Annotated in this window: 22 protein-coding genes and 2 tRNA genes; all 24 read left to right on the plus strand. The window is 37.3% G+C overall.

The window, feature by feature from the left end; translation table 11 throughout:
• The first annotated feature begins 251 nt into the window (after positions 1–251).
• The 24 genes from glmU (at position 252) to DS031_RS21055 (ending at position 24,782) form a co-directional block, all read left to right on the plus strand.
• Entirely contained in the window at positions 252–1,631 is a 1,380-nt protein-coding gene (glmU, locus tag DS031_RS20940) for a bifunctional UDP-N-acetylglucosamine diphosphorylase/glucosamine-1-phosphate N-acetyltransferase GlmU (protein ID WP_113808149.1), read from the plus strand.
• 18 nt (positions 1,632–1,649) lie between these two features.
• Positions 1,650–2,600: a ribose-phosphate diphosphokinase gene (locus tag DS031_RS20945; protein WP_113808150.1), complete on the plus strand. Its 951-nt coding sequence runs from the start codon at positions 1,650–1,652 to the stop codon at positions 2,598–2,600.
• An 84-nt stretch (positions 2,601–2,684) separates the two neighbouring features.
• On the plus strand, positions 2,685–3,329 hold the full coding sequence (locus DS031_RS20950) for a 50S ribosomal protein L25/general stress protein Ctc (RefSeq protein WP_113808151.1): 645 nt from the start codon (positions 2,685–2,687) through the stop codon (positions 3,327–3,329).
• A 108-nt stretch (positions 3,330–3,437) separates the two neighbouring features.
• On the plus strand, positions 3,438–3,998 hold the full coding sequence (gene pth / locus DS031_RS20955; protein WP_113808152.1) for an aminoacyl-tRNA hydrolase: 561 nt from the start codon (positions 3,438–3,440) through the stop codon (positions 3,996–3,998).
• A 60-nt stretch (positions 3,999–4,058) separates the two neighbouring features.
• Entirely contained in the window at positions 4,059–4,289 is a 231-nt protein-coding gene (gene fin / locus DS031_RS20960) for an anti-sigma-F factor Fin (RefSeq protein WP_113808153.1), read from the plus strand.
• Positions 4,290–4,425: 136 nt separating this feature from the next.
• The gene (mfd, locus tag DS031_RS20965) at positions 4,426–7,956 is read left to right on the plus strand and encodes a transcription-repair coupling factor (protein WP_113808154.1); all 3,531 of its coding nucleotides are present in this window, start codon (positions 4,426–4,428) and stop codon (positions 7,954–7,956) included.
• Positions 7,957–8,303: 347 nt separating this feature from the next.
• Complete coding sequence (spoVT, locus tag DS031_RS20970) at positions 8,304–8,840, plus strand: stage V sporulation protein T (protein WP_113808155.1); 537 nt, start codon at positions 8,304–8,306, stop codon at positions 8,838–8,840.
• Between the two features lie 175 nt (positions 8,841–9,015).
• Positions 9,016–10,629, plus strand: a complete 1,614-nt coding sequence (locus DS031_RS20975; protein ID WP_181833274.1) for a putative polysaccharide biosynthesis protein — start codon at positions 9,016–9,018, stop codon at positions 10,627–10,629.
• Positions 10,630–10,633: 4 nt separating this feature from the next.
• Entirely contained in the window at positions 10,634–12,088 is a 1,455-nt protein-coding gene (gene yabN, locus DS031_RS20980; protein WP_113808157.1) for a bifunctional methyltransferase/pyrophosphohydrolase YabN, read from the plus strand.
• Positions 12,089–12,257: 169 nt separating this feature from the next.
• Entirely contained in the window at positions 12,258–12,530 is a 273-nt protein-coding gene (locus tag DS031_RS20985) for an HU family DNA-binding protein (protein WP_113808158.1), read from the plus strand.
• Positions 12,531–12,800 carry an RNA-binding S4 domain-containing protein gene (locus tag DS031_RS20990; RefSeq protein ID WP_113808159.1) on the plus strand — a complete coding sequence of 90 codons (270 nt, stop codon included), beginning with the start codon at positions 12,531–12,533 and terminating at the stop codon, positions 12,798–12,800.
• A 216-nt stretch (positions 12,801–13,016) separates the two neighbouring features.
• On the plus strand, positions 13,017–13,325 hold the full coding sequence (gene yabP, locus DS031_RS20995) for a sporulation protein YabP (protein WP_113808160.1): 309 nt from the start codon (positions 13,017–13,019) through the stop codon (positions 13,323–13,325).
• Positions 13,322–13,912, plus strand: coding sequence for a spore cortex biosynthesis protein YabQ (gene yabQ, locus DS031_RS21000; RefSeq protein WP_113808161.1), 591 nt, complete (start codon positions 13,322–13,324; stop codon positions 13,910–13,912). Before yabP ends, yabQ begins: the two co-directional genes overlap by 4 nt.
• 14 nt (positions 13,913–13,926) lie before the next feature.
• Positions 13,927–14,310: an FtsB family cell division protein gene (locus tag DS031_RS21005; RefSeq protein ID WP_113808162.1), complete on the plus strand. Its 384-nt coding sequence runs from the start codon at positions 13,927–13,929 to the stop codon at positions 14,308–14,310.
• Between the two features lie 71 nt (positions 14,311–14,381).
• Entirely contained in the window at positions 14,382–14,849 is a 468-nt protein-coding gene (locus DS031_RS21010; protein ID WP_113808163.1) for a S1 domain-containing RNA-binding protein, read from the plus strand.
• 157 nt (positions 14,850–15,006) lie between these two features.
• Positions 15,007–15,083, plus strand: a tRNA-Met gene (locus DS031_RS21015).
• A gap of 23 nt (positions 15,084–15,106) precedes the next feature.
• Positions 15,107–15,178 (plus strand) — tRNA-Glu (locus DS031_RS21020).
• A gap of 294 nt (positions 15,179–15,472) precedes the next feature.
• Positions 15,473–17,953: a stage II sporulation protein E gene (gene spoIIE / locus DS031_RS21025; protein WP_425452004.1), complete on the plus strand. Its 2,481-nt coding sequence runs from the start codon at positions 15,473–15,475 to the stop codon at positions 17,951–17,953.
• Positions 17,954–18,016: 63 nt separating this feature from the next.
• Entirely contained in the window at positions 18,017–18,751 is a 735-nt protein-coding gene (locus DS031_RS21030; protein ID WP_113808164.1) for a VWA domain-containing protein, read from the plus strand.
• A complete protein-coding gene (locus DS031_RS21035; protein ID WP_113808165.1) occupies positions 18,720–19,682 on the plus strand; it encodes a protein kinase domain-containing protein in 963 nt (320 codons plus the stop codon). Before DS031_RS21030 ends, DS031_RS21035 begins: the two co-directional genes overlap by 32 nt.
• 103 nt (positions 19,683–19,785) lie before the next feature.
• Entirely contained in the window at positions 19,786–21,165 is a 1,380-nt protein-coding gene (tilS, locus tag DS031_RS21040) for a tRNA lysidine(34) synthetase TilS (protein WP_245947594.1), read from the plus strand.
• A 31-nt stretch (positions 21,166–21,196) separates the two neighbouring features.
• Positions 21,197–21,739 (plus strand): hypoxanthine phosphoribosyltransferase, encoded by a 543-nt coding sequence (hpt, locus tag DS031_RS21045; RefSeq protein WP_113808166.1) that lies wholly within the window; start codon positions 21,197–21,199, stop codon positions 21,737–21,739.
• A 69-nt stretch (positions 21,740–21,808) separates the two neighbouring features.
• On the plus strand, positions 21,809–23,710 hold the full coding sequence (ftsH, locus tag DS031_RS21050) for an ATP-dependent zinc metalloprotease FtsH (protein WP_113808167.1): 1,902 nt from the start codon (positions 21,809–21,811) through the stop codon (positions 23,708–23,710).
• A 301-nt stretch (positions 23,711–24,011) separates the two neighbouring features.
• Positions 24,012–24,782 carry a type III pantothenate kinase gene (locus DS031_RS21055; RefSeq protein WP_113808168.1) on the plus strand — a complete coding sequence of 257 codons (771 nt, stop codon included), beginning with the start codon at positions 24,012–24,014 and terminating at the stop codon, positions 24,780–24,782.
• The last annotated feature ends 19 nt before the right edge of the window (positions 24,783–24,801 follow it).

Raw genomic sequence — 24,801 nt, forward strand, 5'->3', positions numbered from 1 at the left:
TTTTTATGTTTAATAGAAGTGAGAGCTTTTATGATAGAGCATTTACATAGATTTACTTAAACAAAATCATCGAATGTCTATCAATTAAGTGAAAGTTATGGACGTACTAATTGTAATCGTTTTAAATGATAATGAAAAAGCTGTAAATGTTTTAAATTGAGTATAATTCGTGACATTTCTTGAAATAAAGCCGTTTTTAAGATAATATTCATAGTGGAAAAAATGTAATCCTTGGAGGTTAAAATAAACATATGGCAAATCGGTATGCGGTAATTTTGGCAGCTGGTCAGGGAACTCGTATGAAGTCTAAGTTATATAAAGTTCTTCATCCAGTATGTGGAAAATCGATGGTTCAACATGTCGTGGATCAAGTGAATGAGCTCGAACTTGAAAAAATTATTACAATTGTCGGTCATGGCGCGGAGATGGTTAAGGAAACATTAGGCGAGTCGGTTTCGTATGGTCTGCAGGAAGAACAGCTTGGGACAGCTCATGCAGTCATGCAGGCGAGTGAATATCTTGACGGTAAAGAAGGAGTAACCATCGTATTATGCGGGGATACACCATTAATTACAGCAGAAACGATGGAAGCGCTGCTTCACTGTCATGAAGAAGAGAAAGCAAAAGCAACGATTCTGACAGCACATATTGAAAATCCTACAGGATATGGTCGTATTATTCGTAATGCCTCTGGACAAGTAGAGCGCATTGTAGAAGAAAAGGATGCTAGTCTAGAAGAAAAAGCCGTCAAAGAAATTAATACAGGAACATACTGCTTTGATAATAAAATTCTGTTTGAAGTGTTACAGCAAGTTAATAATAATAATGCCCAAGGGGAATACTACCTTCCTGATGTGATTGAAATTTTACAAAAACAAGGTAAAGTTGTAGCGGCATATCAAACTCCACTATTTGAAGAAACAATTGGTGTAAACGATCGTGCAGCATTGTCAAAAGCTGAAGAGATTATGAGAAAGCGTATTAATGAGGAGCATATGCGAAACGGTGTCACACTTATTGATCCTTCGCAAACTTATATTTCAGCTGACGCAGTGATTGGCCAAGATACTGTTATTTATCCCGGAACATTCCTTCATGGTGAAGTTATAATTGGAGAAGAGTGTGAAATTGGACCGCATTCTGAAGTGAAAGAGAGTCGTATTGGAAATAACACAACTATTAAACAATCCGTTGTCCATGAGAGTAAAGTTGGTGATGGAGTAAACATCGGACCATTTGCTCATATTCGTCCGCAATCAATTCTTGGAGATGACATTAAGATTGGAAATTTCGTTGAAGTGAAAAAGTCAACAATGGGTAACGGCAGCAAAGCCTCTCATTTAAGTTATGTTGGTGATGCTGAAATTGGTGAAAATGTAAATTTAGGCTGTGGTTCCATTACCGTTAATTATGATGGAAAAAATAAATATTTAACAAAAGTAGAAGATGGCGCTTTTGTTGGATGTAATGTAAATCTTATTGCTCCTGTTACAGTTGGAAAAGATGCCTTTATTGCAGCTGGTTCAACGATTACAGATAATGTGCCAAGTGATGCTCTGTCAATTGCACGCGCTCGTCAAACAACTAAAGAAAAGTACGTTTCAAAACTACAAGATAAGAAAAACTCATAACGGAGGGAAATTTCCACAATGGCCAATTATTTAGATCCAAATTTGAAGGTATTTTCATTGAATTCAAACCCTGAGCTTGCTCAAGAAATCGTTGAGCAAATCGGCGTGAATATGGGAAAATGTTCAGTTACACGTTTTAGTGATGGAGAAATTCAAATTAACATTGAAGAAAGCATTCGCGGCTGTGATGTATATATTATTCAATCTACAAGTGAACCGGTAAATGAACATTATATGGAATTACTCATTTTAATTGATGCATTAAAACGAGCTTCTGCAAAAACAATTAATGTGGTAATGCCTTATTATGGGTATGCGCGTCAGGACCGCAAAGCAAGAGCGCGTGAGCCGATTACAGCAAAGCTTGTAGCAAACTTATTAGAAACGGCTGGGGCAACGCGCATGATTACGCTTGATCTTCATGCTGCACAAATCCAAGGTTTCTTTGATATTCCAGTTGATCAATTAGTGGGTGTCCCGATTTTATCTGATCATTTTGAACAGAAGCATTTAGATGATATTGTCGTTGTTTCTCCAGATCATGGCGGGGTAACACGTGCCCGTAAAATGGCAGATCGATTAAAAGCACCAATTGCGATTATTGATAAGCGCCGCCCGCGTCCAAATGTTGCGGAAGTAATGAACATTGTCGGAAATATTGAAGGGAAAACGGCGATTTTAATTGATGATATTATTGATACGGCAGGAACTATTACATTAGCAGCAAATGCATTAGTGGAAAATGGAGCAAAAGAAGTGTATGCTTGTTGTACACACCCTGTTTTATCAGGACCAGCTATTGAGCGCATTCAAAATTCAAAAATTAAAGAGCTCGTTGTGACAAATACAATTCCGTTAAAGGAAGAAAAGCGAATCGAAAAGGTAACACAGCTTTCAGTGGCGCCGCTTTTAAGTGAAGCAATTATTCGTGTTCATGAAAAACTATCTGTCAGCAAGTTATTTGATTAATTTTCCTGCTTAATGTTTAAAACACCTAAAAATCGGGAATATCTTTATAGACGATAATCTCGTTGGAAAGGTGGTCTTTAAACAGTGAGTGCAACATTAAAAGCAGAAATACGCGATACAAAAAAATCATCGGTTTTAACACAAATTCGTAACAATGGCGGTATTCCAGCTGTTCTTTATGGGCAAAAAAAGGAAAGCAAACCTATTTTTGTGGATAGTCCCGAATTTCTTAAAGTGTACCGTTCTGTCGGAAAAAATGGTGTTATCACGTTAAAGGTGGAAAATGAATCTCATTCCGTTATGGTATATGATCTTCAGAAAGATCCTTTAAAAGATGCCTACGTACACGCTGATTTTTATGAAGTGGATATGAATCAAGAAGTTGATGCAGATGTACCTGTACATTTAATTGGTGAATCAGCTGGTTCTAAGGACGGCGGTGTCACTCAGCAGCTTCTTCATGAAATTTCTGTACGTGCACTGCCTGCAGAGTTTCCAGAAAGCATTGATATAAATGTAGAAGCATTAGATATTGGTGACACGATTCAAATAAAAGATATTAAAGCATCAGGAAATTGTGAAATTTTAAATGACCCTGAAGAAGTAGCCGTCTCCATTATTGCTCCAACTCAAGAAGGAGCTGTAGCAGAAGATAAAGAAGAAGCCGCCCAGCAAGATGAGCCAGAAGTAATTGGCGAAAACAGTGAAAATGAAAATAATCAAGAATAGCGTTCGTCCTAGAAAGGCGTAACCAAACGGTTACGCCTTTTTTACGATGATGGATAAAATATCCTAAGAAAAAATACGGAAGAAATGCAGGAAAGCGGGGAAATAAAGGTGAAAGTAATTGTAGGGCTAGGAAATCCTGGAGTAAAATATGATCATACACGTCATAATGTTGGCTTTGATGTCATTGATTTAATAAGCGACCAGCTTACAATACCACTTGATAAAAAAAAGTTTCATGGCATCTATGGGATGAAGAATATAAATGATGAAAAAGTTATTTTATTGAAGCCGCAAACATATATGAACTTATCTGGTGAATCAGTAAGACCGCTTTTAGATTACTTTGATCTTTCAGTTGAAGATTTACTCGTTATTTATGATGATTTAGACTTACCGGTTGGAAAAATTCGTCTCCGTCAAAAAGGCAGTCCAGGTGGTCATAACGGAATTAAATCATTGATTGCTCATCTTGGCACCCAAAACTTTAAGCGCATTCGAATTGGAGTGGATCGTCCACCATCAGGGATGTCTGTACCAAATTATGTACTTGGAAAATTCCGTCCGGATGAACAGGATGATATTCATACAGCAATGAAACGTTCTGCTGATGCATCTATTAGCTGGATAGATACCCCATTTTTAGAAGTTATGAATAAATTTAATCAGTGAATAGACTTCTTTCTTAGCGTTCATAATAATAATAGAATGTTAAGAAGGGACTGTTTGTTTGTGGCTATTTATTATAACTGCCGTCACTGCGGAGTAAATGTAGGTGTGTTGGAGGAAAAAAGCCTTCACATCGAGCAGCTTGGTTTTCATCTGTTAACAAATGAAGAGCGAATGGAAATGATTGAAACAGATTATCAAGGAAATACAGTTGTTAAGATAATTTGTGAGGATTGTCAAGAAGCTTTAGAAAGAAACCCGGTCTATCACCAATTAGATCGTTTCATCCAATAGGTGGCTTTGGTTTTTACCAAAGCGTTTTTCTATTGCGTTTTCATAATAAAACAGCCCCAAGAGATTTCCAGTTCTCTATTGGGGTCTAAACGTTATGATTGTATGTTTTGAAGTTGTGTAAGGGGGGAGAACAAACATGTTAGGATTGAGGCAGTATTTTAGTAGAGAAAATAATATTGAAACCATTTTAAGCGGCATTGAAGAGGGATTAAAGGAGCAGCTCGTGACAGGATTGTCAGGTTCAGCTAGAACGCTTTTAACTGCAGCAATTTATGAGAAAACAAAGCACCCGCAGCTTATTTTAACTCATAACTTATATCAAGCTCAAAAAATTTATGAAGATTTAAGTGAGCTGGTAAGCGGTGATGAGGTGTTTATGTATCCTGTAAACGAACTCATCTCATCGGATATTGCAGCGGCAAGTCCGGAATTAAAAAGCCAGCGTGTAGAAGCATTAAACTATTGGAGTAAGCATAATAGGGGAATTATTATTGCACCTATTGCAGGTGTAAAAAGGTTGCTTCCGCCAAAATCATTATGGCAGGCAAGTCAGTATACCTTTCAAACGGGTACGGAGCTTCATGTTGATAAAATGTTAACAGAGCTCATCCAAATAGGGTATACACGGGTGCCGATGGTTGCATCCCCAGGTGAGTTTAGTATGAGAGGCGGCATTATTGATATTTACCCGCTTACTGAAGAAAAGCCGTTAAGAATTGAACTGTTTGATACGGAGATTGATTCGATTCGCTATTTTGAAATTGAAACACAGCGCTCTGATCAGATGATCGAAACGGTCACCATTGGACCTGCTGAAGAAGTCATTTTGCGGGGTGACCATTTCAAACGCGGAAAAGAAGCGCTGGAAAAGGGCCTTCACGATTCTCTCTCAAAAATTAAAGATCAAAGTGTAAAAAAATCAATGAATGAGAAAGTTTCCTATGAAATTGAGCGTCTTGGAAATGAAGAGGTTTTTCAAGGAATCTATAAATATACTTCATTGCTTTATGAGCATCCTGAAAGCTTGCTAGACTATCTTCCGAAAAATGGACTTGTAGTATTTGATGAAATTAGCCGCATTCAAGAAATGTCAGTTAGTCTTGATAAAGAAGAAGCGGAATGGCTAACATCGCTCTTGCATCAAGGAGATTGTATTACTGATCTTAAAATGTCGGCTTCATTTGAAGAGATTATTGGAAAAGCAAGTTCGTCAGTTCTTTATTTATCGCTGCTTTTAAGGCATGTACCGCATACGAATCCGGAAAATATTGTAAATGTAAACTGTAAAGCGATGCAGGACTTCCATGGTCAAATGAATGTGCTAAAAGCGGAAGTAGAAAGATGGTTAAAAGGGAACTTTGCAATCGTTTTTTTTACAGTAAACAAGGAACGAGCAAAACGACTTGAACGAGTATTAGCAGATCAAGATATTGAATCAATCATTACCGATGAGAAGGTAGCTCTTCTTGAAGGAAAAGTTCAAATTATGATTGGCGATTTAAGCAGCGGCTTTGAAATGCCAATCCAAAAGCTTGCTGTGATTACAGAAGAAGAAGTTTTTACAAAAAAGGCTCGAAAACCTCGCCGTAATGCAAAGCTTTCCAATGCAGAGCGCATTAAAAGTTATTCAGAACTAAAAGTAGGCGATTACATTGTTCACGTTAATCATGGGATAGGAAAATATTTAGGGATTGAGACGCTTGAAATTAACGGCATTCATAAAGACTACTTACATGTAAAATATGCAGGAAATGATACGCTTTATGTGCCTGTTGAACAAATTGATCAAGTACAAAAATATGTTGGTTCAGAAGCAAAGGAACCAAAAATCTATGCACTTGGTGGAAATGATTGGAAGAAAGTGAAAAAGCGGGTCAAATCTTCGGTTGAAAATATTGCAGATGATTTAATTAAACTTTATGCAGAAAGGGAAGCAAGTAAAGGATTTGCTTTTCCAAAAGACGGACTTGAACAGCAGGAATTTGAATCTGCCTTCCCGTATCAAGAAACAGAAGATCAGTTAAGAGCGATTGAGGAAATAAAGGTGGATATGCAAAAAGAGCGTCCAATGGATCGTTTGCTGTGTGGAGATGTAGGCTATGGAAAAACAGAAGTGGCCATTCGTGCCGCTTTTAAAGCTATTATGGCTGGCAAACAAGTTGCTTTATTAGTTCCAACAACGATTTTAGCTCAGCAGCACTATGAAACAATTAGCGAACGCTTTAGTGAACATCCAATTAATATTGGGTTATTAAGTCGTTTTCGGACTCGCAAAGAACAAAATGAAACCATTAAAGGGTTAAAAGAAGGTGTCGTTGATATTGTAATTGGCACCCACCGTCTCCTTTCAAAAGATTTAAAGTTTCAAGAGTTAGGCTTGCTTATTGTTGATGAAGAACAGCGTTTTGGGGTTACACATAAAGAAAAAATTAAAAAAATGAAAGCAAATGTTGATGTGTTAACCTTAACGGCTACACCAATTCCTCGAACGCTTCATATGTCCATGCTCGGGGTGCGGGATTTATCTGTTATTGAAACACCCCCTGAAAATCGTTTTCCTGTTCAAACTTATGTAGCAGAATACAATCCAGTGCTTGTAAGAGAATCGATTGAGCGTGAACTAGCACGGAATGGACAGGTATATTTTTTATACAATCGGGTTGAAACGATTCAACAAATGACTGAACAAATTTCTGCTCTTGTGCCTGATGCGAGAGTAGCTTATGCTCATGGACAAATGAGTGAAAGTGAACTTGAAGCCGTTATGCTTAATTTTCTAGAAGGTGAATATGATGTGCTCGTCAGCACAACGATTATTGAAACAGGTGTAGATATTCCAAATGTAAATACATTAATTGTGTATAATGCAGATAAAATGGGTCTTTCGCAGTTATACCAACTGCGAGGACGTGTAGGGCGTTCAAACCGGGTGGCCTATGCTTACTTTACGTATCAAAAAGATAAAGTATTATCAGAGGAAGCTGAAAAACGTCTGCAGGCTATTAAAGAATTTACAGAACTTGGATCAGGCTTTAAAATTGCCATGCGTGATTTAACGATTCGCGGAGCAGGTAATTTATTAGGAGCAGAACAGCACGGCTTTATTGATTCAGTTGGATTTGATCTATATTCTCAAATGCTTAAAGAAGCTATCGAAGAGCGTAGAGGAGATAGTTCAGAAGAAAAAGCTATTTCTGTGGAAGTTGATCTTGGGATTGATGCGTATATTCCAGCTGGTTATATTTCAGATGAACGTCAAAAAATTGATATGTATAAACGCTTTAAATCATTGGAAGATATGCAGGACATTTATGATTTAAAAGATGAAATGATTGATCGTTTTGGTATGTTCCCAGAGGAAGTGGAATATTTATTTTCCATTTCGCGAATTAAAGTAATGGCAAAACAGGCTCAAATCGAATCCGTTGTACAGAAAAAGCAGGAAGTAACGCTTTTATTCACAGAAAAAGCAGGAGAGATCGTGGATATTCCGAAGCTATTCGAGGGCGTCAGCAAACTTGGCAGAGATGTTCGTCTTGGTTCTGACGGTGAGAAAGTTAAAATTGTGTTTGATGCAAAAAAGTATTCCCAGCAGCAGCTTTGTGAGCAGCTTGAAACTATTTTAGAAACCGCTAAGGGCGCCTGTAAAGAAACAGTGAATTCTTAACAACATGTGATCGGTATTGTCTAATTAAGGCAATACCGATTTTATATTAGATCAGAAAGTATAAGTTTTGGTGTCCAGCTCCAGCCCCTACCCCCTCGAGTCAAATAACCTTACGCCGTAAAGGCAAAAAGCGTCTTTTCGTTGTAAGAACATTTGCTTGTCGGGGGTGAACAAGGCGCTTGCGCTTTTCTTATATGTATGGTTTTCTAACATTTTTCCAATCATTGTGTATAGAAAGGAAAGGAAGACGGATAATAAAAGAAAGGCATTGGTGAAATCTTCAAAATTAAACACCATTTATGTCATTGTTCCAGTTTTTACACCAAAGAAAGTGAGGCATCGAAGAAATGAAAGCAACGGGAATAGTTCGTCGTATTGATGATTTAGGACGCGTAGTCATTCCGAAAGAAATTCGGAGAACATTACGAATTCGTGAAGGTGATCCTCTAGAAATCTTTGTAGACCGTGATGGAGAAGTGATTTTAAAAAAATATTCGCCAATTAGTGAACTTGGTGATTTCGCAAAAGAGTATGCTGAATCATTAGCAGAACATTCTGGTCATCTCGTTTTAATTTCTGATCGTGATGCATATATCGCTGTTTCAGGGGGTTCAAAAAAAGAATACTTAAACAAATCGATTGGAACCACAATCGAAAAAGCGATGAATGACCGTGCAACACTTCTTCAAGAGTCGAGTGAAGGTGTTGAACTCATAGACGGAATGGAACATTCTAGTTCTTATGTGATCGCACCTATTATTGCGAATGGTGATCCAATTGGTACTGTCGTTCTTACTGCCAAAGAAGAAGAAACTGTAGGCGCAGTTGAACAAAAGCTTGCTGAAACGGCTGCAGGGTTTTTAGCACGGCAGATGGAACAGTAAAAAGGATAGCCAAAAATAGAACAAAACATAACCGTAATTTTTAAAAAATAAAAATTAGTGGATTACCATGAAGGAAGAGGCAGGAACGGCCTCTTCTTTTCTGTTGAAACAATAAAAAATGCTCTTTATAATACGGATAGGTTGTAATTGGATTTACGGGGGAAGGGGCGGCTTCATGAAAGAAGATGATCGCAGCGTTATTTGGCAAAGTACGATGATTTTAACGATCGCTGCATTTTTAACGAAAATATTAAGTGTAGGTTATCGAGTTCCCTATCAAAATATTGCTGGAGATATCGGGTTTTATGTTTATCAGCAGGTTTATCCTTTTTATGGAATTTTATTAATTTTAGCAATGTATGGATTTCCTGTTATTATTTCTGCATTTCTTTCAGAATATCATGAACAAGAAGCGAAATGGCGAATTGAGCAGGTTATCGTTGTTTCTTTTTGGACGTTAACTTTTTTGAGTCTGCTCTGTTTTTTTGGGTTGTTTTTTGGAGCTGAAAAGCTTTCAGTATTTATTGGCGATCCAAAGCTTGTGTTTCCATTTCAAAGCATGTCTTTAGCTTTTCTGTTTATGCCCTTTCTTGCAGTCATGCGCGGTGCCTTTCAAGGAAAAGGAATGATAAAGCCAACTGCTGTTTCTCAAGTGTTTGAACAGGTTTTTCGAGTGATAACCATTGTTTGTCTTTCTTTATTCTTAATTTACAGTGGATCTAGCCCTTATCTTGCAGGAGCAGGAGCGGCTTTTGGTTCATTTATCGGAGGTTTGGCTGGAGTTATTGCCCTTTTTATTTTTTATCGGCAGTATCAGTTATCATTTAAGTGGTTTCAAAGGTATCCTATTCAAGATTCTTTTCAAATTGTAAAGCGGTTATTAATTGAAGGATCTGCTGTTTGTATAAGTGCATTGTCACTCTCAGCTTTTCAATTAGTGGATTCTCTTATCATTTTAAGTGAATTAAAAAAGTTTGGAATGCCGCTCGAAATGGCAAAACTAACAAAAGGAATATTTGATCGCGGTCAACCGCTTTTGCAATTTGGCACTGTCCTTGCAACATCTCTTGCGTTAGCGATTGTACCGATGATGACGAAAGCAAAATTACAAGGCAATAATAAATACATTCGCGAAAAAACATCTCTTGCTTTAAAAATTAGCTTTATTGTTGGTACAGGCGCAGCAGCTGGTTTAGCGGCAGTCATTAGACCGACAAATATCATGTTATTTAAAGACCATTCTTTATCGGTAGTATTAGGCGTTTTAGGTGTTACCATTTTGTTTACATCAATCGCGATGACGGCTGCAGGAATTTTGCAGGGCCTTGGTTTTACTTATAAACCTGCAAAACATGTAGTAATGGGAATTGTTATAAAAGCTATTTTAACAATTATATTGATACCTTTTATTGGGATTATGGGAGCTGCTTTAGGAACAGTCCTCGGTTTTGCGGTCATAGCTTTTTTAAATATAATGAGTGTGCAAAGAGAAACAAATGTCTTTTTAAAAAATGGTCCTTTTCACAGCATGAGAATTCTTATTAGTATGCTGCTAATGGTGTTAAGTATTTTCCTTTGGCAAAGCTCGCTTAAAACCTTGCTTATTTCGTTGGAAAGTGAACGGTTTGCAGCGATGATTACGTCTCTTACAAGTGTGATCATTGGCGGCAGTATCTATCTTTTAAGTTTACTTTATTTAAGAGTGTTTTCTAAAGAAGAACTGCTGGAGCTCCCAAAAGGTGATAAGCTGGTAGTATTGTATCTTAAATTAACGCAAAAAGGAGCGTAACTACATGACTCGTATAACGGTTATTGGACTAGGAGCAGGAGATATTGAGCAGCTTCCTCTTGGTATTTATAAAAAGTTAAAAGAGGTAAAAAATCTATTTTTACGCACTAAAGGTCATCCAGTTGTAACAGATTTGGAAAAGGAAGGTATGTTATACAAATCGTTTGATGAGATTTATGAGTCTACAAATAACTTTGAAGAAACTTACCGGAAAATTGTGGATCAATTGTTTGAAGAAGTAAAAGAGGGGGAACTGATTTATGCAGTACCAGGACACCCGCTTGTAGCTGAAAAAACGGTACAGCTTTTGCTTGAAGAAGCAGTTCAGCATGGTATTTCCCTTCACATTGAAGGAGGCCAAAGTTTTCTTGATCCCATGTTTACAGCATTAAAAATTGACCCTGTTGAAGGTTTTCAACTTGTTGATGCTACCTCATTAAAAAAAGAGGAGCTCCAAATGCGTCATCATATTATCATTACACAAGTTTATGATGCCTTTACTGCTTCTGAGGTAAAGCTAACATTAATGGAAAAGTATCCTGATGATTACGAAGTTAAAATTGTGGAGGCGGCTGGAAGCAAAGAGGAGAAGATTACTGAAGTTAAGTTGTATGAACTTGATCGAGTATTGGAGCTTAATAACTTAACAGCTGTGTATGTTCCACCTGTAAAAGAGGAAGAAATGCTTTATCATCAGTTTGATAAGCTGCGTGAAGTGATTGCTGTATTAAGGGGACCAAACGGCTGTCCGTGGGATAAAAAGCAAACCCATAAAAGCTTAAAAAAATATTTAGTTGAGGAAACGTATGAAGTATTAGAGGCGATTGATAATGATGAGGATGACCACCTCATCGAAGAACTCGGTGATATTCTGCTTCAAGTGATGCTTCATGCACAAATTGGAGAAGATGAAGGCTTTTTCTCTGTTGACGATGTGATTTATGCCGTAACAGAAAAAATGATTCGGCGCCATCCTCATGTTTTTGGTGATATCAATGTAAAGGATGAAGCTGAAGTGCTTCAAAACTGGGAAGAAATTAAACGGAAAGAAAAGGCAGGAGAGCAGGAAACGTTTACGTCACGACTGGATAAAGCGCCACAAGGACTACCTGGACTTTATCAAGCATATGAATTCCAAAAAGAAGCAGCAAAAATTGGGTTTGATTGGCCTGATGTTCAGCCTGTATGGGCAAAAATTAAAGAAGAAATAGAAGAATTCCGTCAAGCAGACAGTGCGGATGAGCAGTTAAAAGAATTTGGTGATATTCTTTTTGCACTTGTAAATTTAGCACGTTTTTACAGCATTGATCCTGAGGAAGCCGTGCGTGCAACAAATCGCAAATTTTATAATCGTTTTTCTTACATTGAACAGCAATTAGAGAAGAATTCCCTTAATCCCAAAGATGTTACACTTGAACAGCTCGATGTTTGGTGGGAAGAAGCAAAGAAAAAATTATAATTACAGCAGGAAAATGTATGAGTAACGAGAATTATGTTGAGGAATAGGACGATGCCCCCTTTTTTTATTAAAAAAGATCGATTACAATATATAGCAACAGCTTGTTTATAATGTTAATTTTTTGCAATGTTTTATACCATCTTGTTGAATGAATAAGGAGGTTTTTATGATGAATAAGAATGAACTAATCACAAATATTGCAGAAAAATCTGGTGTGACAAAGAGAGATGTTGAATCTGTTATAAATGGACTCATTGATGAAATAACAGATGCCTTACAAAAAGGTGATAAAGTGCAATTTGTGGGATTTGGTACGTTTGAAACAAGAGAGCGTGCAAGCCGTGCAGGGCGCAACCCGCAAACTGGGGAAACCATTACAATTCCTGCATCAACTGTACCAGCATTTCGACCTGGTAATAAATTAAAAGAAGCGGTGAAATAATTGCGTTTAGACAAATACTTAAAAGTTTCAAGATTAATAAAGCGTCGTACTGTTGCAAAAGAAATCGCCGATCAAGGGCGCATCCGTATTAACGGCAATGCAGCAAAGGCAGGTTCAAATGTCACAGTAGGTGATGAGCTTCATATTCAATTTGGAAATCGTCTTGTAACAGTAGAGGTAACAGAAATCAAAGAAACGTCAAAAAAAGAAGAAGCTTCCTCCATGTATAAAGTGGTGAAGGAAGAAGCGGTTGATCAAGGGTCTTTTTAAAAAGGCTCTTTTTCTGTGCTTTTTAAGTTTAGTTTAGTAATTTATGCTTGTCGGGGGTGAGCAAGGCGCTTTCGCTTTTCTTAGATGTCCAGCTGCAGGCGCTAACGGCTCGAGGTCATAAGCCGTTAAACAAGCGCCTTCCACTTTTCTTTATACAGCTTGTTCTAAATTGTTTTCTCTTTTCATAGATATATTTTGAAAAGAGGGGGATAGCATATGGAGCGATACAATTATGAATCTTCTATGGATAAGGTTATGAAAACTCCTGAACATGATGTTGTCATGAAGGGGAGGAAGTCCCTTGAAATTACAGGAGTAAAACAGGTGGAGAGCTTTGACAATGAGGAATTTTTACTTCAAACAACAATGGGTTATTTGGCAATTCGCGGTCATCATCTAAAAATGAAAAATTTGAATGTTGAACAAGGTCATGTCTCTATTGAAGGAAGAATTTTTGACTTGGTTTATTTGGAAAACCAAGATGGAGACAAGACTAAAGGTTTTTTTGGCAAACTATTTAAATGACATTAACGGTGCAGTTTTATACGATGATGACTATGATTGCTATGGGAATTTGGCTTGGTGCCGCTGTTGATACGTATGGAAGGTTTATGCATCCCGGAAGATGGAACTGGTTATTATTTTGCAATGATATTTTATTTTGGATTTTACAAAGCTTATTTATTTTCTATGTACTGCTTCAAGTAAATGAAGGAGAAATTCGTTTTTACGTCTTTCTTGCCTTATTATGCGGCTTTGCCGCCTATCGTGCCTTTTTACAAAAAGGCTACCAGCTCTTACTGGAAAAAATTATTACTTTTACGATTTCATCCTTTCATTTCCTTAAAAAACTAGTATTAGGACTTCTGGTTTACCCTACTATTCGCTTATTGCAACTCTTACTCGCCTTCGTTATGATTGTATTAAATCTTACTATGAAAATACTGCTTATTCTAATGAAAATTTGTTTTCTTCCATTCAAATGGATTGGCTATCTTTTGAAAAAGATGATACCTAATAAATGGAAAAAACATCTTGTTCTTCTAGAAGGAATTTTCGAATCCTTCAAGAATAAGTTCAGTAAATGGTTTAATAAGAAGAAGGATGATTGAGTAGGAGGAAATTTATGCTCAGTGCTAAAGATAAAAGGGTTGCGCAAATTCAGTCTTCATATGTAGAAGAACAGCAGGTTAAAGCGCACTTTCAAGAACGAAAAAAACGTGGACTTGCCCGTCGTTTATCCTTTTTATGTATTATATGCGGCATTCTCTTTGCGATGTTTACCTCTATTTTTATTTCACAAAATACAGTAATCACGGATAAAGAACAACAGAAGAAAGAACTGGAAAAACAGCTGTCAACAATGGAGAAAGAAGAAGGTAAGCTAAAAGAAGAAATAAAGAAGTTAAATAATCCTGAATATGTCGGGGAAATTGCAAGACGCGATTATTTTTATTCTAAGCCTGGCGAAACCATTTTTAAATTACCTTCTTCTAACGGAACAAATTGACATGGTGTTTTTTCACACGGTATAATAAAGGAAATTTTATTTTTTTAATTTCAAGGAGGAGCATTTCTTTCATGTCAATCGAAGTAGGCAGCAAGTTGAAAGGCAAGGTAACAGGCATTACAAATTTTGGAGCGTTTGTTGAGCTACCTGAGGGTAAAACTGGTCTTGTCCATATTAGTGAGGTTGCTGATAATTATGTTAAAGATATTAATGACCACTTAACAGTAGGCGACGAAGTTGAAGTAAAAGTAATTCAATTAGAAAATGATGGTAAAATCGGCTTGTCCATAAAAAAAGCTAAAGATCGTCCAGAACGCCCTGAGCGTTCAGAACGTCCATCTCGTCCAGCTGGTAATTCAAATTCTAGAGGATTTAAGCGCGGCGGCGGTGGTAAAAAGCCTGGCGGTCCCCGAGGTCCGCAAACACTTTCATTTGAAGATAAGCTAAGCCGTTTTTTAAAGGATAGTGAAGAAAGACTTTCAACGATTAAGCGTCAAACAGATTCAAAGCGCGGTGGTCGTGGTTCACGTCGCGGATAATAACTCGCTGTTTACAGTCAGCAAAGCAATGCTATTATAAATAAAGCACCTTAAAAAGGTGCTTTTTATTATGCATTCAATAGTTTTTTAGAAAAACTATTGACATGGGAAATTGAATCTTGTAATATACTAGATGTGCTTATGAAGCAAACAATTTGGCGGTGTAGCTCAGCTGGCTAGAGCGTACGGTTCATACCCGTGAGGTCGGGGGTTCGATCCCCTCCGCCGCTACCAAGTTAGATTGTTTTAAAAGATATGGCCCGTTGGTCAAGCGGTTAAGACACCGCCCTTTCACGGCGGTAACACGGGTTCGAATCCCGTACGGGTCATCTAAAAAGCAAGCTGCATGAATTTCATGCAGCTTGCTTTTTGTTTTTAATAAAAAAATTTTAAAGGAATAATAAAAGATAGGTGAAGTTTTTAGTCATTCGACAAATGTAACATGCAGTTTCTGTCGTAATGTTACCTCTTTTTTCCTTTTAGAAGAAACTGTTTCTCTTATTTGCAAGGATACAAGAATATAGTCGAACGTTTTTTAAAGCCACTTCTTACCTTTTGACAAAAATTGAAAAAAAGGTGTGTTTTAATTAAAACCATAAATGAATCTAGACGGTGTGATAGTGATTTCCAAAGCAGAAAGGAATGTTGCGGAAATGAGAGGATTAGCGTGGATAAATCGTTCGCAAACCATGCCATGGGATTTTGCTAAACGTTTAAAAGCAAAAATTGAAAAAAGGATTATTCAAAGCGGTGTTCTTCTGTTTATGATTGGTTTTTTATTAGGACGAGCCTTTATCTTAAGTGAAATGATGCCTTTTGCTTTACCTTTTTTTGCTTCTGTCGCTTTTTTAAGAAAGGATCGGGCAAAGCTTGCAGCATGTGCTCTTCTTTTAGGATCAATTTCGCAAAATATTGATCAGATTTTATTTATTATTTTAGCCATTGTGCTTTACGGATTTATTCGAAAGTTAACAATGAGATGGGAAAAACATTTATTAAAAACCGTGCCTCTTCTTGTTTTTAGTGCAAGTGTTAGTGCCAGAGTGATACTGCACTTTCTTAATGAAACAATGACAACAACTAACTTCTTTATTGCTGCTGTAGAAGGCGGTCTTAGCGCCATATTAACCGTTATCTTTTTACAAAGCATCCCCCTTTTATCCACTAAGTCATTAAAACGTTCATTAAAAAATGAGGAAATTATTTGTTTTATTATTTTATTAGCATCTGTTATGACAGGTACGATTGGATGGGTGCTTTATGGACTATCAGTTGAGCATATTTTAGCTCGTTATCTTGTTCTTGTTTTCGCATTTGTTGGAGGTGCAGCCATTGGTTCTACGGTCGGTGTTGTTACAGGACTAATTCTTGGACTGGCAAATGTGTCAAGCTTATACCATATGAGCTTATTAGCTTTTTCAGGATTATTAGGAGGATTATTAAAAGAAGGTAAAAAAATGGGGGTGGGAATTGGTTTACTTATTGGTACGCTGTTAATTGGGATGTATGGCGAAGGAAATCCAGCAAATATGGGACCGATTCTTCTTGAGTCATTATCAGCTTTGTTTTTATTTTTAATTACTCCAAAATCTGCTATTTCTCAAATTGCTAGATATATTCCCGGGACAAATGAACACTCTCAAGAACAGCAGCAGTACTTAAGAAAAATACGGGATGTTACAGCACATCGAGTTGAACAGTTTTCAGCTCTGTTTCAGACGTTATCGTTAAGTTTTTCTCCACTTAACTTTTCAGAGGAAGAAGATCAAAATGAACGAGATATTGATTATTTATTAAGCCGTGTAACAGCCAAAACATGTCAAAACTGCTTTAAGAAAGAACAATGCTGGGTAAAACAGTTTGATAAAACATATACCTTTATGAATGAAATTATGCAGGACCGTGAAAAAGTAACAGCAGATTATCTCTTTCAAAAAGAATGGGACAAGCATTGTGTGAAAGCGAAAAAAGTATCAGAACTTATTCACCATGAATTAAGTCATTATGAAGCGAGTAAAAAGCTGCGAAGGCAGGTTCAAGAAAGCAGAAGGCTTGTAGCCGATCAACTTCTTGGTGTATCCAAAGTAATGGGGAATTTTGCAACAGAAATTCAAAAGGAACGTGATAACCATTACCAGCATGAAGATCAAATCATTGAAGCACTTGGTGAAATTGGCTTAGAAGTGGATCATATTGATATTTACAGTGTAAAACAAGGGAATATTGATATAGAAATGACGATTCCATTTTGTAAAGGACATGGGGAGTGTGAGAAAGTCATTGCACCGCTTTTATCAGATATTTTAGATGAAGCGATTATTGTGAAGCATGAAGATCATGCTCATTACCCGCATGGTGAATGTCGGGTAATGTTCGGGTCTGCTAAAGCGTTTATTATAGAAACCGGAATTGCCAATGCAGCTAAAGGCGGGGCATGGGTTTCAGGAGACAGCCACTCTCTCATTGAGTTAAGTTCAGGAAAATATGCGATTGCAATTAGTGATGGAATGGGCAATGGTGAACGTGCACATTTAGAAAGCAATGATACACTAGAGCTTCTGCAAAAAATTCTTCAATCAGGGATTGATGAGACAGTTGCCATTAAGTCTGTTAATTCTGTTCTTTCTCTTCGCACGACAGATGAAATTTTTTCAACACTTGATCTAGCAATTCTTGATTTACAAAATGCATCTGCAAGATTTTTAAAAGTTGCTTCCACACCGAGCTTTATTAAACGAGGTGATCAAGTTAAGACGATTCAATCAAGCAATCTACCAATTGGAATGATCCAAGAGTTTGATGTTGATGTAGTAAGTGAGCAGTTAAAGGCGGGAGACTTACTTATTATGATGAGTGATGGAATATATGATGGCGCTCATCATGTTGAAAATAAGGATATTTGGCTTAAGCGAAAAATAAGAGAAATGGAAACAGAGGACCCGCAAGAAATTGCAGACTTATTAATGGAAGAGGTGATTCGAACAAGGTCAGGACAAATTATGGATGATATGACCGTTATTGTTGCAAAAATAGAGCGTAATTTACCAAAGTGGCAAACAATTCCACGTTATTCTTTTGCAACAAATCGAAAAAAGGCCCAATAATCGTATAAACTCCTCCTGAATGGTCGATGATGTGTGATAGGTAAAGCAAGGAGGAGGAAAGCGATGAAAAAAGGGACATTAAAGCAAATTCTCTTAATTACAGATGGGTGTTCAAATCAGGGCGAAGATCCAATTGCTGTTGCGGCACTGGCCCATGAGCAGGGAATTACAGTAAATGTAATTGGTGTTGTAACAGATGATGTAATAGGAGAACAAGGAATAAAAGAAATTGCAGACATTGCACTTTCCGGAGGCGGAGTTAGCCAAATTGTTTATGCAAAACAGTTCGCTCAAACTGTTCAAATGGTTACTAGAAAGGCAATGACACAAACAATATGTGGAGTTGTAAACAAAGAACTAAGTGCGATATTAGGGAAAAATCAAGAAATGGAAGACTTACCCCCCGATAAGCGAGGGCAGGTAATGGAAGTAGTAGATGAGCTTGGTGAGACACTTCCATTAGATGTTTGTATTTTAGTTGATACAAGTGCCAGCATGAAAGATAAGCTGCCGACTGTTCAAGAGGCATTAATTGATTTATCTGTTAGCCTCCAATCACGAGTTGGAGGCAATCGTTTTGCGTTATGTGTATTTCCTGGGAAACGTAATGATGTAGATAAACTGTTGAATTGGACACCGCGTCTTCAACAGTTAACAAATACATTTGAAAAATTTTCCTCCGGAGGCATTACACCGACAGGACCAGCGTTAAAAGAAGCTGTGCAAATGTTTTTAACAAGACGTTCTTTAAAAGGTATGATAGAAGATGAAGCGTTTATCGAAGAATCAGGAATGTAATATTCATGCAGGTACTGTTATCTCTGGAAAGTGGAACCATAATCATTATTTAATTATTAAGAGGCTTGGCTCAGGAGCAACAGGAACGGTTTATTTAGCACAATCTAAAAACGGACTTGCAGCCTTGAAAATAGGAAATAACAGTCTTGGAATTACTTCAGAAGTTAATATATTAAAACGGTTTTCAAAAGTCCAAGGAAAATCCCTTGGACCTTCTTTCATTGATATGGATGATTGGATTAAAGATAACGAATGTTATCCATTTTATGTAATGGATTATATGAGAGGCGAACCGTTTATAGATTTTTTGAAAACCAAAAATAAGGAGTGGCTTGGTATCTTAATCATTCAACTGCTCAATGATCTAGATCATCTTCATAAAGCAGGATGGGTGTTTGGTGATTTAAAGCCTGATAATTTATTAGTGGTTGGTCCTCCTCCAAAGGTTTGCTGGATTGATGTAGGCGGAACAACACTTATTGGACGCTCTATAAAAGAATATACTGAGTTTTTTGATCGAGGTTATTGGGGACTAGGATCGCGAAAAGCAGAGCCAAGTTATGATTTATTTAGCACAGCGATGATTATAATTAATGCCTTTTACCCGGAGCGTTTTGAAAAGAAAGGGGATGGCATTACCCAGTTGGAGCGATTGATTCGCAGCAATGAACAGTTAAATTGTTATAAATCTATTATAATGAACGCTCTTAAGGGAAAATATAATCATGCAGCGGCCATGCGTCAAGATATGATTCATACGATGCAGCGGAGAAAAAGTGAGAAAACAAGGAAAGGGGAAAAGGTTATAAAAAATCCCCCGGTTAAAAAGGAAAATAAACAAATCAAAAAGTCATTTTTCCGAGGGATGGAAACTTTAGTAATTGTTGCTTTAATTTTGTTCCTATATATTTTATACTTAATAAATCAATAACTTATAATAAAGTGTAAACTGCAAGCGATTAGGGTAGATAAAAAGGAAAGCAAAGAATAAAATGTTTTTGTTTTAAAGCAGAGGAGGAAGTCTTGCTTTGCAAGTGGTTGATCAATTTATAACGAAACATAAACTCTTAAAAAAACGTTCATGCGTTGTTATTGGAGTTTCAGGTGGGCCGGATTCAATGGCACTGCTTCATTATTTATTACAATTAAAAGAGCGATGGCAGTTAACGATCATTGCTGCACATGTTGATCATATGTTTCGCGGTGAGGAGTCTAAAGAGGATTACCGGTATGTAGAAGGATATTGTCACAAAAATGACATTGTTTTTGAGGGAACCCATCTTAATGTTACTTCGTATAAAAGAGAACAAAAAATAAGTGCCCAACTTGCAGCAAGGGAGTGCCGTTATGAATTCTTTGAAAAAATTATGACTAAATATGATGCACATTACTTAGCACTAGGACATCATGGAGATGATCAAATTGAAACAATGTTAATGCGTCAAGTTCGCGGAAGCTTTGGAAAAAGTCGTGCCGGTATGCCGGTGAAGCGTTCGTTTGCATGCGGGGAAATTATTCGCCCTTTCTTATGTTTAGAAAAACGTGAAATTGAAGACTACTGCTGCCGTATGCAGCTTAAACCGAGACGTGATCCGTCAAACGAAAAAGATGATTACGTAAGGAACCGCTTTAGGCATTCCATTCTGCCTTTTTTAAAAAAAGAAAATCCAAACGTTCATGAGCGTTTTCAACAGCAGAGTGAATTTATTTATGAAGATGAACAATTTTTGGATGAAGTTGCAGAAAAACATTATCGAAAAGTAATAATAAAAAAAGCAGAAGATAAAATAATTTTTTCGGTATCTGCCCTACAATCGGTGCCGATGTCTTTACAAAGAAGAGTGATTCATCTAATATTAAAATATCTTTATCAAACAATTCCATCGTCCCTATCGTCTATACATATTGAAGATTTATTAACTTTGCTTCATGCAGAGCGGCCTTCGGGTCAACTATACTTTCCTGAGGGACTGCGTGTTGTTCGTTCTTATGATCGTTGTTTTCTAACATTTGAACAGTTAAACAAGCCTGAGCCTTATAATTTAATCTTTGATGTACCAGGCTTTATAGATGTTCCAAGCGGGGTTTTAACAGCAGATATTAAGGATTATAGTGGTCAACAGTTTCCGAATAACCTACACTCTTGTATTTGTGATGTAGAGCACATAACGTTTCCATTATGTGTAAGAACACGACAACCTGGAGATCGAATTGCTGCTTTAGGAATTAATGGTACAAAAAAGGTGAAAAATATTTTTATTGATCAAAAAATCGATCGTACTAAAAGAGACAGTTGGCCGATCGTAGTAGACGGTAATGGGGACATTTTGTGGATTGTTGGTTTGCAAAAATCAAGGCTTGCCCGTGCTTCAACACAAACAAAGCGGGTATTAACTTTAATGTTTCAAAATTAAAAAGAGCTAGTGTAGGAGGGGCTTTACTGTTATGTTGGAAAAGGATATGTTGGAGGTCTTTATTTCTGAAGAAGAAATTCAACAAAAAGTAGCAGCACTTGGGAAAGAGTTAACAGAAGAATACAAAGATAAGTTTCCACTAGTTATTTGTGTTCTAAAAGGTGCCATGCCCTTTATGTCCGATTTAGTTAAAAAGATGGATGTTTATCTTGAAATGGACTTTATGGACGTATCAAGTTATGGCGAAGGGTTCGTTACAACAGGTGAAGTAAAAATTGTTAAAGATTTAAACACATCTGTAGAAGGACGTGACCTTTTAATTGTCGAAGATATTATTGACAGCGGATTAACGCTTAGCTATTTAGTCGATTTGTTCCGTTACCGTAAAGCGAATTCGATTAAAATTGTTACACTTTTAGACAAGCCTTCTGGCCGAAAAGCGGATCTTAAACCTGACCTTTCTGGGTTTACTGTTCCAGATGCTTTTGTCGTTGGATACGGGCTGGACTATAAAGAGCGCTATCGTAATTTACCGTTTGTCGGTGTATTAAAAAAAGAAGTATATGAAAGCTAATTTGTTGTTTGTCACTCAAAGTCTATGGTAGCATAACAAATGTTTGTTGTTTGTGGGAGGAGGTAAGGAATGAATCGTATCTTCCGAAATACAATCTTTTATTTATTAATTTTCTTGGTTGTCATTGGTGTGGTGAGCTTTTTTAGTGGTTCTAACCGCGACCTTAACCAAATTACGTATGACGCATTCCAAGAGCATTTACAAAACAATGATATTGAATCCCTTACAATGCAGCCTGAACGTGGGGTATTTATCGTTAGAGGTCAATTAAAAGGAAGCGAAGAAAATGAATTTTTCGAAACAAGCATTCCTTTTAATGAACCAACAGTTACACAAGTTTTAGAAAGTGAAAATGGTCCAGAAGTTACTGTAAAACCGGCTGAAGAGCAAAATGGCTGGATTACCTTTTTTACGTCAATTATTCCTTTTGTGATTATTTTCATCTTATTCTTTTTCCTTTTAAACCAAGCTCAAGGCGGCGGAAGTCGTGTCATGAATTTTGGTAAAAGTAAAGCAAAACTTTATAATGATGAAAAGAAAAAGGTTACGTTTAAAGATGTAGCAGGAGCCGATGAAGAAAAGCAGGAACTTGTCGAAGTTGTGGAATTCTTAAAAGACCCTCGCAAGTTTTCAGCGCTTGGTGCACGTATTCCAAAAGGGGTATTATTAGTGGGGCCTCCAGGTACAGGTAAAACCCTTCTTGCTCGTGCCGTAGCAGGTGAAGCTGGTGTCCCGTTCTTCTCGATTAGTGGTTCAGACTTCGTAGAAATGTTTGTTGGTGTCGGAGCTTCACGTGTACGTGATTTATTTGAAAATGCTAAGAAAAACGCACCATGTATCATCTTTATTGATGAAATTGATGCAGTAGGTCGTCAGCGTGGGGCTGGTCTTGGCGGCGGTCACGATGAGCGTGAGCAAACGTTAAACCAATTGCTTGTGGAAATGGATGGATTTAGTGCAAATGAAGGAATTATTATTGTTGCCGCAACAAACCGTCCAGATATTTTAGATCCAGCTCTTCTTCGCCCAGGGCGTTTTGATCGTCAAATCCCGGTAAATCGTCCAGATGTAAAAGGTCGTGAAGCTGTACTGCGTGTTCATGCACGCAATAAGCCGCTTGCAGAAGAAGTGAATTTAAAAACGGTGGCAATGCGTACACCTGGGTTTTCAGGTGCCGATCTTGAAAATTTATTAAATGAAGCAGCACTTGTTGCTGCGAGATATGATAAGAAAAAGATCGATTTAACGGATATTGATGAAGCGACAGATCGCGTTATTGCAGGTCCAGCAAAGAAAAGCCGCGTCATTTCTGAGAAAGAGAAAAATATCGTTGCCTATCACGAAGCAGGGCATACTGTCATTGGTGTTGTATTGGATAATGCGGATGTGGTACATAAAGTAACGATTGTGCCGCGCGGACAGGCTGGCGGATATGCGGTCACATTACCGAAAGAAGATCGTTACTTCATGACAAAACCGGAATTGATCGATAAAATTATTGGCCTTCTTGGTGGTCGTGTTGCAGAGGAAGTTACCTTTGGTGAAGTAAGTACCGGCGCAAGCAACGATTTCCAGCGTGCAACAGGTATTGCCCGCCGCATGGTAACGGAATTTGGAATGAGCGATAAGCTTGGACCAATGCAGTTTGGTGCCGGCCAAAGTCAAGTGTTCCTTGGACGCGATATCCAATCTGAACAAAATTATAGTGATGAATTTGCGCGTTTAATTGATATTGAAGTTCAAACGATTATCAATGAAGCATATAAGCGTTGTAAAGAAATTTTAACAAACAATCAAGAACAGTTAAATCTGATTGCAGAAACGTTAAAAGATGTTGAAACACTTGATGCAGAACAAATTCAATCTCTTTTCCATGAGGGGAAACTTCCGGAGCGCAGCGGAGAAGATGTTAAAGTTAACATCAACAAAAAAGCTGATGAAACAGAAGATAAAGATTCAACTGAAAAATAGCGAAAAGGATGCCCTAGAGATGGGGCATCCTTTTCTATTATATAGAACTTCAACATAGGCATGTTCTGGTGTCGAATCCTCAAGTTGAATCTGTATATGGTAAATAGCGGAGAAGATTTTAAGGTGCACCTCTTTGCAAATTAATGATAATATGGCAGAGAATGTAGTATGATTAGTTGGGATGCTAAAGCATTTTAGTTAGAATGGCTTTAGAAAAGACAGATTGGTTTTTTCTGCTGACAGCTAACATATGGTATAACTATAATTGATGGTTAGATGATGGAATAGGATGTGGTGAAATATGATTTTTGTATTAGATGTAGGGAATACCAATATTGTATTAGGAGTTTATAAGGAAGATGAACTCATTCATCATTGGCGTATTTCAACAAGCCGCCAAAAAACAGAAGATGAATACGGCATGGTTGTTAAAGATTTGTTTCATCATGTCGAGTTATCTCTAGAGGAGATTGATGGCATTATTATTTCATCTGTTGTTCCTCCGATTATGTTTGCATTAGAAAGAATGTGCCAAAAGTATTTTAATATTCGCCCTCTTGTCATTGGGCCAGGTATTAAAACAGGATTAAATATTAAATATGAAAATCCAAGAGAAGTAGGTGCAGACCGTATTGTCAATGCGGTAGCAGGGATTGAAAAGTATGGAAGTCCGCTCGTTATTGTGGACTTTGGAACAGCTTCTACTTATTGTTACATTGATGAGGAAGAGCAGTATATGGGTGGTGTAATTGCTCCGGGTATTGGAATTTCTACAGAAGCTTTGTATACACGTGCGGCTAAACTTCCGCGTATTGAAATTGCAAAGCCAAATCGTGTAATTGGGAAAAATACAATTAACGCCATGCAGGCGGGGATTTATTACGGATATATTGGTCAAGTAGAAGGAATTGTATCACGGATTAAAGGGGAGTACGGCACAAATCCAAAAGTTGTTGCAACAGGAGGACTTGCTCCATTAATTGCTGAAGGGACAAATTTAATTGATATTGTTGAGCCGTTTTTAACATTAGAAGGATTAAAGCTGATTTATTTAAAGAATAAACGTGCATAAGGAAAGTATACATCGAGAG

The sequence above is a fragment of the Bacillus taeanensis genome, from assembly GCF_003318295.1.
Taxonomy (GTDB): Bacteria; Bacillota; Bacilli; order Bacillales; family UBA6769; genus Maribacillus; species Maribacillus taeanensis.